We start from the raw sequence: 13,728 nt of genomic DNA, 5'->3' as shown, positions 1-13,728 counted from the left end.
CGCCTTTCAGTAGTTGGGACTTCCGTTTAGAATCCTTTGCATATGAGATTCTGCCTCAACGTGAAAGAGGCAATCGGGAGCCCCATAAGACTATGAAGAAACAGATTTTGTTGCTGCTTGGCTGCCTTTCGGCCGGGTATTCATCCGCTGAGCCGCTTTCGATCGAGAGAATCTTCTCCGATCCCGCCCTGGACGGATCCGCGCCGCGCGCACTGAAGTATTCTCCCGATGGTAGTCGAGTCACTTTCCTGAAGGGACGTGAGGACGATTACAACCGCTACGACCTGTGGGAATACAACCTGCAGGCCGGGAAAACGCGGATGCTGGTCGACTCAGATACGCTGCATCGTGGTGAGGAAGTCCTGTCGGATGAGGAAAAGGCCCGGCGCGAGCGCCAGCGCATCTATGGCAGCGGCATCATGGAGTACACATGGTCCCGGAAAGGGGACTCTCTTCTCTTCCCGCTGGCAGGTGATGTTTTTTATTATGACCTGGCCCGCAAGTCCGCCCGTCGCCTGACCGAGACCGAGGCTTTCGAGACCGATGTACGGGTCTCACCCCAGGGACGTTTTGTTTCCTTTATTCGTGACCAGGACATCTTTATTGTCGATCTGGAGACAGGCCGTGAGCGCCAGCTGACACGGGATGGCGAGGGCCCGGTCAAGAATGGCATGGCGGAATTTGTCGCCCAGGAAGAAATGGATCGCATGACCGGCTACTGGTGGTCGCCTGATGACCGGCATATCGCCTTCCTGCAGGTGGACGAGTCCCCGGTGGATGAGGTTACTCGCAGCGAGATCTATGCAGACCGCATCGATATGATCCAGCAGCGCTATCCCGCAGCCGGTCGCCCCAATGTACTGGTCAAACTGGGAGTGCTGGATGTCAGCAGTGGCGATATCCAGTGGGTCGACCTGGGCGAGAACAGGGATATTTATATTCCGCGGGTGGAGTGGGCGCGCGATGACCTGCTCAGCTATCAATGGCAGGATCGCAGCCAGCAGACGCTTGCCCTGCGCCTGGTGGATATCGGCTCCGGCAAGACGCGTACCCTGCTCGAAGAAAAGAGCGAGACCTGGGTCAACCTGCACGACGACCTGAAATTCCTGCAGGATAGTGACCGTTTTGTCTGGTCCTCCGAGCGCGACGGCTTCCGCCACCTGTACCTGTACAACCTGGACGGGGAGCTGCTGCGCCAGCTCACCCGGGGCGCCTGGTCAGTGGACGCGCTCGAGGCCGTGGATGAGGACAGCGGCAGGGTTTACTTCACCGGTCGTAAAGACACACCGCTGGAGCGCCACCTGTACCGGACCGGGCTTAAGGCTGACTCGCCGATAGAGCGGCTGTCTTCCCGCGCTGGTATGCACAGCGTCACCTTTGCCCGGGATGCCTCGGGTTATATCGACAAGTTCTCCAATATCACCACACCGTCTCAGGTGAGCCTGCACAATTCCGAGGGCCGGCAGGTAACCTGGCTCGAGGAAAATGCGGTGGAGAAAGGACACCCGTTGTATCCGTATATGGAAGACTGGATCGAGCCCGAATTCGGCACTATTGACGCACCGCAGGGCCACCAGCTGTTTTATCGCCTGTATAAGCCGGCGGGATTCGACCCGAAGAAGAAGTACCCGGTAATGGTATACCAGTATGGTGGACCGCATGCCCAGGTGGTCACCAACAGCTGGGACCGACTGTTCAACCAGTATATGGCCCAGCAGGGTTACGTGGTGTTCTCCGTCGATAACCGGGGCTCCGCCAATCGCGGTACCGAGTTTGAAAACCCAATTCACAAGGCGATGGGGTCGGTGGAGGTCGAGGACCAGGTCACCGGGGTGGAATTCCTGCGCTCGCTGCCATATGTCAGTGCAGATCGAATCGGCGTGTTCGGGCATAGCTACGGCGGTTATATGACCCTGATGAACATGTTCAAGGCCGGCGATTATTTCCAGGCAGGGGTCTCGGGGGCACCGGTCACCGACTGGGGGCTTTACGACACCCACTACACCGAGCGTTACATGGGTAACCCCAACAGCGATGCAGAAGCCTATAAGGCATCCTCGGTTTTTCCCTATGTCGATGGCCTCAAGGGTGACCTGCTGATCTACCATGGCATGGCGGACGACAATGTGCTGTTCACCAATACCACTAAACTGATCAAGCTGCTGCAGGATCAGGGCAAGCAGTTTGAGCTGATGACCTACCCGGGCAAGAAGCACAGCCTGCGCGGCAAGCAGACCCGGGTTCACCAGTACACCATGATCCGGGAATTCTTTGATCGCCACTTGAAAGCTGGTGGTTGAAGGCGGAAGTGGCGCAAGGGAGGAATCCGGGCGCCCCTTTTCTTTCACGCATGCTTCCCTTTGCAGATATAAAGCCGGGCACCGCCCGGTTTTTTTATGCCTGGCGAGCTGTCCGCGCTGTTGGGTTGAGAAGAGGTGGGAAAAAATTCTATCTGGCTCCTTATATCGGATTCTTATTCTGCCCTGATGGCCCGGGAATTGGCATGAGCGTGACTAAAAATTCATAAAAGTTTTATTGTTATATCGTTCTGGTAGTACTGCATTAAATTTGGTTATATTCCGTAGATTCCAAACTTCCTCCCGCCTCCCTATCGGGCGCGGGCAGCGTCCTGGCCGGGACCTGCAGGGCTCCGGCGGGCGGGGGAGGTCGTCCAGATCAAGAATAAAACCATGGAACTACAATGACAGGCAGGGCTACCAGGCTACTGCTGGCTGCAGTGTGTTTATTGCTTTCTTTCCCCCTGATGGCGCGGCAGCCCGTGGAGTTCCAGCCCCTGGGCGTCGCCCACGGGCTGGATGTGAAGGTGGTATCGTCCGTCATTGTGGACCGTGGCGGCCTTCTCTGGGCCGGCACCCGTGAAGGGGTTTTTCGTTACGACGGTTACCAGGCCAGGGCACTGCCAGTGGGCCAGGGTGATGCGGGGAGCCTTCCCGACAGCGACATCCGCTCCCTGTATGAGGACAGGCACGGCCATATCTGGGTGGCCAGTAACACTGCGGGGCTCAGCCGTTATGATCCGCAGACGGACAGCTTTCGCCATTTCCGGCACAAGACCGGTGACCCCCAGAGCCTCAGTCACGAAAGTGTCTACGGCATGGCAGAAGACGCCAGCGGTCACCTGTGGATCGGCAGCCAGATCGGCCTGAACCGGCTGGACCCCGCCACCGGCATTGTCGAGCGCTTCTTCCACGATCCTGAGGATCCCCGTTCGCTCGCCCACGATTACGTCTATAGCGTGCATGCTGACCGCGCTGGGGACATCTGGGTTGCCACCTTAGGCGGTGGCATCAGTATCCGGCGCGCGGGCCGAGAGGGTTTCGATCATATTGACTTGTCCGACCGGCTGGGAGGTCCGTCCGCGGTCAATGATGTATTCGGGTTGGCCGAGGCGAGCGATGGCTCGATGTACGCGGCAACACGCAATGGGCTGGTGTTTATCAGCCCCGGGGCCGGCGAGGTCAGGCGCATACCGATAGCGCCGGAAAGCAGTGTGGATGATGTGGTTACCGACCTGGCCTGGGGACCGCGGGGGCGCCTCTGGATGACAACCATGGCCTCCGGGGTACTGGTTTACGATCCTGAAACCGGTGAGATATATCCGGCTAACCCGGCGTCCCCTGGCCAGCCGGGACAGCTACCGCCCCTGCCCCAGTTGAGCCTGGTCATTAGTGGCCAGCGTATTTTTGTCGGTACCTGGGGCAGTGGGGTCTACCTCGCACGGTTGCCTGAAGAGCATTTCGGTTTCCTGAACGCGGATTCCGAGTCGAGCCAACTTCGCAACCGCAATGTCACCGCAGTCTTTGCCGATGGTGACCAGCGTCCGTGGGTGGGTAGCTTTGGTGGTGGACCACAGCCCTTTTCCCCGGGCCGGCAGCGGGCGGAGCAGCTCCACGATGCACCGGAGTTACTGGCACGTGACGGGGTGATTGCCATTACCCGGAGGCACAATGGCGAGCTGGTGGCGGGAACCAATAATGGCCTGTGGTTTCTTTCAGCCGATGGTGAGTCCGCCCAACTGGTCTCTGCGGATTCCGGTCGTGGACTGGGGCAGGGATATGTCACCAGCCTGGCCGAGGACGGCCGGGGTGCACTTTGGGTAGGTGTCGGGGGTAGTGGCCTGTTCCGGCTCGCTACGAAGAGCGAGCAGTTTGCGGCCTTTACCCATGACCCGGAGCGGCAGGATTCCCTCAGCGGCAACTATATTTCCGGACTGCTGGAGGTGGGTAAAAACCTGCTCCTGGTTGGTACCCGTTCGAGCGGGCTCAATCTGTGCCAGGTGAATGAATGGTCCTGCCAGCGTTTTACCGTGTCTGATGGCCTGGGGCACCACAATGTCACCGGGATGTATCTCGCGGCAACCGGCGATATCTGGGTGGGTACGAATGGCGGTGGCCTGCATCAGTTTATCCTGTCCGCGGCCGGCCAGCTGCAATTGCAGCGCCGCTGGACCGAGCGGGATGGCCTGCTGAGTGACAATGTGGTGGGCATTGTCGAGGACGACGATGGTTCGCTCTGGGTCAGTTCCCGGGAGGGGCTGACACGGCTGCAACCTGCCTCTGGTGCTTTGATCAACCACGTTGCCGAGAGTGGTTTACCGATTACGCATTTTAACGTCCGCGCCGCCGCGCGGGATGCGGATTACCTGTACTTTGGTGGGCTCGGGGGCGTTGTGATGATTCCCTCCGGCACCCCGATGCGGGAGCGGGAACCCAGCGCTGTCAGGATGGTTGAGCTGACCCAGCCCGATGGCCAGGGCGGACTCGATATACAGCCGGCCACCGCACTGAGCAAATATTCGATCGACTGGGGACAAATGTTCTCGGTCTCGTATGCTGTACTGGATTATGCGCGCGGCAGGCACGAGTACCAGTATCGCCTGAGTGAAGAAGCCGACTGGCAGTCCCTCGGCGACCGGCATTTCGTCACCCTGCTGGAGCTGTCGCCCGGCGCTCACCGTCTCAGGATTCGCGGGCGGGACGTCTTTGGCAACTGGAGCGTTTCCCCGGCCCTGGAGCTCGAGGTCATTCCGCCAATCTGGATGACTGCGGAATTTCGCGTCGGTGGTATTTTCCTGTTGCTCATCGGGACCTGGGGCTGGCACCGGCACCGGGTCCGCGGTCTGCGGCGCCGCAATCGCCAGCTGGAGCAGCTGCAACAGGACAAGGACCACGCACTGCAAACAGTGCGGGAGAGTCGTGAGGAGCTATCCCAGGCGCACTCGGGCCTGCGCAACCTGACCCGCAGATTGCAGACTGCCAAGGAAGAACAGCGGCAGGAGATTTCCCGGGAGCTGCACGATGAATTGGGGCAGACCCTTACGGCGACCAAGATCAGCCTGCAGCGGGTAAAGGGCGCCGCCGACCCGCGAGATCAGCAGGGGCTACTCGGCGCTTCCCTCACCATGATCGACAATATGATTGCCCAGGTGCGGAATATCTCCCTGAGCCTGCGGCCGCCGTTGCTCGATGAGGCCGGGCTGGTTGAGGCTTTGCGTGTACACCTTGATTCAGTGAGCGACCGCGCCGGGATACAGATCGAACTGCGGACAGACAGTGAGCTGTCCTGGATTACCGGGGAGTTCCGTACCACCATTTTCCGGCTGGTCCAGGAGGCTGTGAGTAATATCATCCGGCATGCGGGTGCCAGTCGCGTTGACGTCAGGCTGCGGCACGACGGGCAATGCCTGACCGTGGAAATCGAGGACGACGGTTGCGGGTTTGAGCCCCTGGAGGTCTGGACCCGGGCCCGCCGTGGTGAACACCTGGGCCTGCTGGGCATGCTCGAGCGGGTACATGGCGTAGGTGGCGAGATGAATTTTGATTCCAGTCCCGGCGCTGGCTGCCGGGTCACTGCAACAATACCGGGCTGACATATGCAAAAACACCCATTCCCTAACGATAACGCCCGGCGCATCCTGCTGGTGGATGACCACAGTTTGCTGCGTGCGGGTATGCGAGCCCTGCTCGACGATATGACCGGTATCGCGGTGATCGGTGAAAGTGGCGATGGCCTGGAAGCCCTTGAGATGATCCGGAAGGATCCCCCGGATGCGGTTCTCCTGGATGTCTCCCTGCCGGGCATGAACGGGCTCGAGGTGGCTGCACACCTCAGCCAGCACTATCCGGATGTGCGAATCCTGATCCTGTCCATGCATTCGGGTGCAGAGTATGTCGCCCGCGCCCTGAATGCCGGCGCACAGGGTTATTTGTTGAAGGACTCGGCATTCGATGAGCTGGCCGAGGCCCTGAAAGCCCTGTTCGCCGGGCGGGATTACCTATGCGCTGCTATCGATCGCGCCGTGGTGGAGCGTTTTGTCGCCACCGGCGGTGATGCCATTTCTGCTGCGGAGGTGCTGACTCCCCGCCAGCGACAGATCCTGCAGCTGATCGCGGAAGGCCGCGGTCCACGGGAAATTGCCGACAGCCTGAATGTCAGCGTCAAAACGGTGGAGGCCCACCGCGCCCAGCTGATGGACCGGCTGGGTATTCACAATGTGCCGGGCCTGGTGCGGTTTGCCATTCGCACCGGCCTGGTCAACCCCGAGCCCTGAAGCGGATCCGCATTGTTACGGTGCCGGTAACACTGTTATGTGAAGATAGTGCACCACTGGCACACACCTGAGTGAGCAAAAATGTGAATTCAATCACGTGAGCCCCAATATCGGGGAAACCCCGATACACCGCCTTCCAGCCTCTCCTTAACGTGGAATTGTCCCTGGTCGGGACCCATACAGCCCGGCCGCGATGTATACAATAATGAGAGGAAATCAACGTGTTAGGTAAAATCCAACGGTGCCGCAAGCCCCTTGCCGCACTGCTCGCCACACTCGTGGTTACCCTGGTTGCACCGGTAGCCAGCGCCATGAAACTCAAGACCCAGAATCTCACCCAGCTGATCACCAGCTCCGAGGCCATTGTTGCCGGCACCGTGAAAAGTGTGACTGACGGTATCGATGCCGCGGGTATTCCCTATACCGAAGTCACCATCCAGGTGGGTAGCGATGCGAAGGGCCAGATAAAGGAAGGCAGCGAATACACCTTCCGCCAGTTTGGCCTGCTGGAGCCGCGCACCATGGCCAACGGCCACAAGCTGCTGGCAATTTCCCCGGAAGGTTTCCCCCGCTGGAGCGAAGGCGAATACGTAATTGCCTTCATGCACGAAAAAGCCGGCCGCACCGGCCTGCAGACCACCGCCGGCATGGCCCAGGGCAAGTTCAGTGTGATGAACGGAAAGCTGAACAACCAGTTCAATAATGCCGGTCTGTTCGAGGGTGTGGAAATCAACCAGCAACTGCTGAGCTCGGAGCAGCAGAGCATGCTGACTACTCCCGGCGCCGTGGATGCCACCCAGTTCATGGACCTGGTTGGTCGCGCGGTTTCTGAAAACTGGATTGGTACAGGGGAGATGAAGTAATGAAACTGAACAAGCTTACTCTCGCCATTGGCCTGACCGTGGCTGCTGTGTCGGCACAGGCCGCCGGTCCCCTGTACACCACCGATGGGGAAAATCCGCAACCGCTCAAGTGGGACACCAGCAAGGGCCCTATCCCGGTCTACACCGATGGAGGTGAGGCCTTTACCGTGGGCTACGATGGCTCGACATTCCTCAGCATCGACCGTGCCAATGAAATCACGGCCCACGCCTTTGCGAACTGGAGCGACGTGCCCACCTCCACTTTCTCCGCCGAGATTGCCGGCACCATCGAGGAAAAGCTGGGCATTGCCGACGTGACCGGCGAGACCGCCACCGAAATTTACACCAAAGAAAACGGCTACGGCTTCTGGGTCCTGTACGACACTGACGGCTCCATCCTGGAAGACTTCTTCGGCGTACCGAAAGAAGCGGTATTGGGCATTGCTTTCCCCGAGTGGACCGATGGCAACGGCACCATCATCGAGGCGACTGCGGTAATGAACGGCTGGAATGTCTGGGACACCGATACTGAGGGCAACAACGTGGCCGGTGTGTTTACTCACGAATTCGGCCATGCGATCAATCTGTCCCACACTCAGGTTAATGGCCAGCTCGCATACCAGAGCTATACCTACAGCCCCAACTACCCGGGCGTGGCAGGCTGCGACGTGGAGCCGATCCATCGCTGGGATTATCCAGAGGCGTTTGGGGCCAATAATGCCAGCCCGGACATCATCGAGACGATGTTCCCGTTTATTAACCACAGTGGCCGGGCGGGGGCCGAGCAGAGCACTATCGAGCACCCGGATGATGTCGCGGCTATTTCCAATCTGTACCCGAGCGCCGATTACGCCTCCACCACCGGCTCCATTACCGGCGTGCTGCGCCTCAAGGATGGCAAGACCGAGTACAGCGGTATCAACGTCATCGCCCGTAATGTGGACAACCCGCTCTACGATGCGGTTTCCGACATGACCGGTTCGGCCACCCAGGGCAAGGTGGGCCCCGACGGCCGCTTCACCATCCGTAACCTGACTCCGGGCGAGGAATACGTACTGTATCTCGAGCAGATCGACTCGGGTGGCTACCCGACCATGCGCACTCGCCTGCTGTCCCAGGCCGAGTACTGGAACGCGTCAGAAAGCAGCGATCCCCTGGTAGACAACGCCTGTGACGCGACCCCGATCCAGGCGGAAGCCGGTGTGACCAAGGAGGCCGATTTCTATTTCAACGGCTTTGACAAGGGCGTGCAGGTGACCCCGCTGGTTCAGGCCTTTGTGATGGATATGGCCAAGGGTGGCAAGCGCGCTGCCGGCGTCGCGGGCAGAACGGCATTCATGTGGGACGAGAAAAAGGGCTTCAAGGTCCTGCCGCCGGAATTCGTGCCGGCCAACGGTGCCCTGAACCGCAATGGCCAGAAGATGCTGGTACAGAAAGACTTTACTGGCAACGGTATCCAGGAAGCCGCTATCTGGTCTGAAAACGGCGTCACGCCGCTGGGCGACCTGAATGACAACAGCTGCGGCGGTAGCTCAGTCACCGGTTCAACCGCTACCAGCGGCTGGGCGTTGGACGACAAGGGTGACACGGCTGTGGGCATTGCCTACAAGGATATTGATGGCGACGGCAATTGCCAGACCTCCTTCAGTGGTGAGATTGTACCCTTTATCTGGGACAAGACCGGTGGCATGCGCGAGCTGGACACCGACGGCATCGACTGGGATCGCACCCAGTTTATCCGTGCCCATGGTATCTCGGGCAATGGCGAAGTAGTGCTGGGCTCGAATACGCATTTCAAGGCAGTTGCCTGGGTGAATGATGGTGCCATGATCGACTTGCACGGTGCTTTCGGGGCCTACGAGGCCTATGCCAGCAGCTACGACGGCAGCAAGGTGGCGCTCGCAACCAGAGACGGAGTGCAGCTCTGGAACCCGGCCAAAGGCACCGGTGTGGATGCCCTCACCAATATTGGCTCCCTGCGCTGGTGTGAGGATATGCCGTTCTACTACTTCGGTTACAACTACTGCCAGTTACTGACCGAGGAGGAGATCACTGAGGCGGCAGGCCCAATCCCGCTGACTGTCTTCGACATGAGCGATGACGGCAGTGTCGCCATCGGTCGCGCCGGCAACTGGCGTATGGGGCTTGCCGGCGGTATGTGGGTCGAGGGCATTGGCTGGATGCACTTCGCCGACTTCCTGAAGAAACAGGGCGTGGTTGAGATGGACCAGTTGCCACTCGATAACCCGCTCTCCATCAGCGCCTCCGGTACTGAAATTGTCGGTGGCCTTGCGGGCATCTCCTTCTCCTGGAAGGTCGACCTGGACCAGGTATATGTTTGCGAAAACGGTGTCTCTGAGCAGGTCGGTTTCCCCGGTGGGCTGCGTGAGGCAGTTGCCGGTGGTGCGGAAGTTGGCCGCTGTGAGTTCCTGGAACAATAATAACTATTCCTCTCTTTGATTTAGCGGGGCTTTGCCCCGCTTTTTTGCTTTTTTTAGCTTTGTCCCTGTGAGTTCGGGGAGACTGTCAATTTAGGGGATTCCCCTATGTATTGTCTCGGCTGAACGCCGTAACCTTATAACCGTATTTGGATCAACCGATCTGAATCGGCTGAAGGTAGTTCACGATCAAAAACTGGGTGGGCAGGGCCTGCGGTACCCCAAGGCTGCATCAGGGCACCATGTCTCCTGAAAAAAATTGATCGATGTGAATATACAGTTCAGTGATTCCCTTGAGGCATTGATGGCGGGGCTTGTCCCCGCCTTTTTTTTGCCTGGTGCAACTGTCCCCTCCTCGCCGTCGGTTTCCTGCATATGCCGTTGATGGCCAGTAATGTGCCTGAAGGGGCTCGCTTTAATGAAAGACGCGACAATTCTGCGGTGTAGTATGCAGGCGTTTCATGATGGGCTTCCCGTATAGGGGGATATAGGGGATTCCCCTATACAGGCCCGGAATCCATATTTTTATTGTCGATTGATCCAGGTTGTCTGCTGGAGATGTGTCCAATTTAAAATAAGGAATCAAATATGATTGGGAAACTCCAACAGTGTCGCAAGCCAGTTGCTGCACTGATCGCCATGCTTGTGGTGACGCTGGTTGCGCCGGTAGCCAGTGCCATGAAGCTTAAAACCCAAAACCTGACCCAGTTGATAACCAGTTCTGAATCAATTGTTGCCGGCACTGTCATGAGCGTTTCTGACGGTATTGATGCGGCGGGCATTCCCTATACCGAAGTTACGATCCAGGTCGGCAGTGATGCCAAGGGCAAAGTGAAAGAGGGCAGTGAATACACCTTCCGGCAGTTCGGCCTCCTCGAGCCGCACACCGCAGCCAATGGCCACAAGATGCTGGCGATTTCTCCCGAGGGTTTTCCGCGCTGGAATGAGGGCGAATATGTGATCGCCTTTATGCATGAAAAGGCCGGTCGCACCGGACTGCAGACGACGGCTGGCATGGCGCAGGGTAAGTTCAGTGTCATGAACGGCAAGTTGAGCAACCAGTTCAATAATGCAGGCCTGTTTGAGGATGTGGAAATCAACCAGCAGCTCCTGAGCCCGGAGCAGCAGAGCATGCTGACCACCGCCGGTGCCGTGGATGCCGGCCAGTTTATTGACCTGGTGGGTCGGGCGGTTTCGGAAAACTGGATTGGCAAGGGAGACATGAAATAATGAAACTTAACAACCTGACCCTCGCCGTCGGCCTGGCAGTTGCCGCTACTTCTGTGCACGCGGCCGGTCCGCTTTATACGACGGATGGGCAAAACCCCCAGCCACTGAAATGGGATACCAGTAAGGGACCTATCCCGGTATATACCGATGGTGGTGAAGCGTTTACCTTCGACTACGATGCAGAAACCCCGTTTATTACCATCGACCGGGCCAACGAAATTACTGCTCATGCGTTCAGGAACTGGAGTGACGTGCCGACATCCACCTTCGCCGCAGAAATTACCGGGACCATCGAGCAGATGGCCGGTATTGATGACGTTACCGGTGAAAATGCGGCAGAAATCTATACCAAAGAAAACGGCTATGGTTTCTGGGTGCTGTACGATACCGATGGCTCCATCCTGGAGGATTTTTTCGGGGTGCCTAAGGAAGCGGTGCTCGGCATTGCGTTCCCTGAATGGACAGATGGCAATGGCACTATCATTGAGGCCACCGCGGTAATGAACGGCTGGAATGTCTGGGACACCGATGTGGATGGCAACAACGTGGCCGGTGTCTTTACCCATGAATTCGGCCATGCGATCAACCTGTCCCACTCGCAGGTTAATGGCCAGCTGGCATACCAGAGCTATACCTACAGCCCCAACTACCCCGGGGTCCCGGGATGCGATGTCGATCCTGTGCATCGCTGGGATTATCCCGCTTATGCGAATGCGAACAACGCGGACCCGGCAATCATCGAGACCATGTTCCCGTTTATCAACCACAGTGGCCGCGCCGGTGCCGAGCAGAGCACTATCGAGCACCCGGACGACGTGGCGGCGATTTCGAACATTTACCCGACAGCTGATTACGCTTCAAGCACGGGCACCATCAGCGGTGTGTTGCGCCTGAAGGATGGTAAGACCGAGTACAGTGGTATCAACGTGATTGCCCGCAATGTCGACAATCCGCTGTTTGATGCGGTATCCGATATGACTGGTTCCGCCACCCAGGGCAAGGTGGGCCCGGATGGCCGGTTCACCATCCGCAACCTGACCCCGGGGCAGGAATATGTCCTGTACCTGGAACAAATCAATAGCGGTGGCTACCCGACCGCACGTACCAGGCTGCTGTCCCAGCAGGAGTACTGGAACGAGTCAGAAGGTACCGACCCGCTCCAGGATGCAGCCTGTGACGCGACCCCGATAGTCGCGGAAGCCGGTGTCACCCGTGAAGCGGATTTCTACTTCAACGGTTACCAGAAAGGTGTCCAGGTGACCCCGATTGTATCGGCCTTTGTGCTGGATATGGCCAAGAACGGTAAGAAGGGTGCGGGCCTGGCGGGCCAGACAGCTTTCCTGTGGGATGAGGATAAAGGCTTCAAGGTCCTGCCCGCGGATATTGTCCCGGCCAACGGCGCCCTGGACCGCAACGGCCAGAAGATGCTGGTACAGAAGGACTTTACCGGTAATGGCATCCAGGAAGCAGCCATCTGGTCGGAGCAGGGGATTACCCGTCTCGGTGACCTGAACGGCAACAGCTGTGGTGGTGGCTCCCAGACCGGCGTGGCAGCGGTCAGCGGTTGGGCCATGGATGACAAGGGGGAAACCGCGGTGGGGCTCGCCTACAAGGACGTCGACGGAGATGGCTTCTGCCAGCGCTCATTCACCGGTGAAATCGTGCCCTTTATCTGGGACAGGAAGGGCGGCATGCGCGAGCTGGATACCTCCAGTATCGACTGGGGCAGGACCCAGTTTATCCGCGCACAGGGTATCTCCGGTAATGGTGAAGTGGTCCTGGGCCTCGACAGCCACCAGCGTGCCGTGGCCTGGGTAAACGACGGCCCGATCATCAGGCTGCACGATGCGTTTGGTGCACGGGATGCGTACGCATCCAGTTATGACGGCCGCAGGGTTGCCCTGACAACTGCTGATGGTGTGAAGCTATGGGATGCAAGCAAGGGAACCAGCCCGGACGCAGTGACCAATATCGGCTCCCTGCGCTGGTGCGAGGATATGCCGTTCTACTTCTTCGGGCTGAACTACTGTGACGTGCTGAGCGAGGAGGAGATCACCGACGCTGTGGGGCCGGTGCCGCTAAGCGTTTCTGATATGAGCGATGACGGCCGTGTCGCTATCGGTCGTGCAGGAAGCTTTCGTATGGGCCTGGCAGGCGGGCTCTGGGTCGAGGGAATTGGCTGGATGCAGCTCGCTGACTTCCTGAGGAAGCAGGGCGTAGTGGAAATGGATTCCCTGCCGATGAACAACCCGATTTCCATCAGCGCCTCTGGCACTGAAATCATGGGTGGCCTGGCCGGCATACAGTTTTCCTGGAAAATCGACCTGGACCAGGCCTACGTCTGTAACAGTGGCGTTTCCCAGCAGGTTGGTTTCCCCGGCGGGCTCCGTGAGGCGGTGGCCGCGGGTGCCGAAGTGGGCCGCTGCGAGTTTATAGACCAATAACAACCGCTATATTTTCCCTACACCAGGGCGGGGCTTTGCCCCGCCTTTTTTTATTCTGGCGCGGTCTTTTACGGGTCTGTCCCTGCCATTGAAAATAAAGTGCCAGAAGGCGCCTGTCGGCGAGAAGTTGGCCTCTGGGGGCGCGCTGAATTCCTATACTGCAGTCCTCGCAGTTTTCCATA

Annotated in this window: 7 protein-coding genes; all 7 read left to right on the top strand. The window is 58.6% G+C overall.

Going from position 1 to position 13,728, the window contains the following annotated elements; all coding sequences use genetic code 11:
- Positions 1–92 precede the first annotated feature (92 nt).
- Positions 93–2,300: a S9 family peptidase gene (locus LVE68_RS06910; RefSeq protein WP_233006289.1), complete on the top strand. Its 2,208-nt coding sequence runs from the start codon at positions 93–95 to the stop codon at positions 2,298–2,300.
- 401 nt (positions 2,301–2,701) lie between these two features.
- Positions 2,702–5,890: a two-component regulator propeller domain-containing protein gene (locus LVE68_RS06905; protein WP_233006288.1), complete on the top strand. Its 3,189-nt coding sequence runs from the start codon at positions 2,702–2,704 to the stop codon at positions 5,888–5,890.
- Between the two features lie 3 nt (positions 5,891–5,893).
- Positions 5,894–6,571 carry a response regulator gene (locus LVE68_RS06900; RefSeq protein ID WP_233006287.1) on the top strand — a complete coding sequence of 226 codons (678 nt, stop codon included), beginning with the start codon at positions 5,894–5,896 and terminating at the stop codon, positions 6,569–6,571.
- 221 nt (positions 6,572–6,792) lie between these two features.
- Positions 6,793–7,434: a hypothetical protein gene (locus LVE68_RS06895; protein WP_233006286.1), complete on the top strand. Its 642-nt coding sequence runs from the start codon at positions 6,793–6,795 to the stop codon at positions 7,432–7,434.
- Positions 7,434–9,875 carry a matrixin family metalloprotease gene (locus LVE68_RS06890; protein WP_233006285.1) on the top strand — a complete coding sequence of 814 codons (2,442 nt, stop codon included), beginning with the start codon at positions 7,434–7,436 and terminating at the stop codon, positions 9,873–9,875. The genes LVE68_RS06895 and LVE68_RS06890 overlap by 1 nt, the downstream gene beginning before the upstream one ends.
- A gap of 585 nt (positions 9,876–10,460) precedes the next feature.
- A complete protein-coding gene (locus tag LVE68_RS06885; protein WP_233006284.1) occupies positions 10,461–11,102 on the top strand; it encodes a hypothetical protein in 642 nt (213 codons plus the stop codon).
- Positions 11,102–13,546, top strand: a complete 2,445-nt coding sequence (locus LVE68_RS06880) for a matrixin family metalloprotease (protein WP_233006283.1) — start codon at positions 11,102–11,104, stop codon at positions 13,544–13,546. Before LVE68_RS06885 ends, LVE68_RS06880 begins: the two co-directional genes overlap by 1 nt.
- Positions 13,547–13,728 lie beyond the last annotated feature (182 nt).

The organism is Microbulbifer sp. YPW16 (genome assembly GCF_021290385.1).
GTDB classification, from domain to species: Bacteria; Pseudomonadota; Gammaproteobacteria; order Pseudomonadales; family Cellvibrionaceae; genus Microbulbifer; species Microbulbifer zhoushanensis.
The sequence above is the reverse complement of the archived record's forward strand: the minus strand, read 5'-3'. Positions and strand labels throughout refer to the sequence as shown.

Excerpts from the sequence above, each read along its gene's own strand:
- LVE68_RS06890 (WP_233006285.1), top strand. The coding sequence starts at position 7,434 with ATGAAACTGAACAAGCTTACTCTCGCCATTGGCCTGACCGTGGCTGCT.
- LVE68_RS06900 (WP_233006287.1), top strand. The coding sequence starts at position 5,894 with ATGCAAAAACACCCATTCCCTAACGATAACGCCCGGCGCATCCTGCTG.
- LVE68_RS06885 (WP_233006284.1), top strand. The coding sequence starts at position 10,461 with ATGATTGGGAAACTCCAACAGTGTCGCAAGCCAGTTGCTGCACTGATC.
- LVE68_RS06880 (WP_233006283.1), top strand. The coding sequence starts at position 11,102 with ATGAAACTTAACAACCTGACCCTCGCCGTCGGCCTGGCAGTTGCCGCT.
- LVE68_RS06910 (WP_233006289.1), top strand. The coding sequence starts at position 93 with ATGAAGAAACAGATTTTGTTGCTGCTTGGCTGCCTTTCGGCCGGGTAT.
- LVE68_RS06905 (WP_233006288.1), top strand. The coding sequence starts at position 2,702 with ATGACAGGCAGGGCTACCAGGCTACTGCTGGCTGCAGTGTGTTTATTG.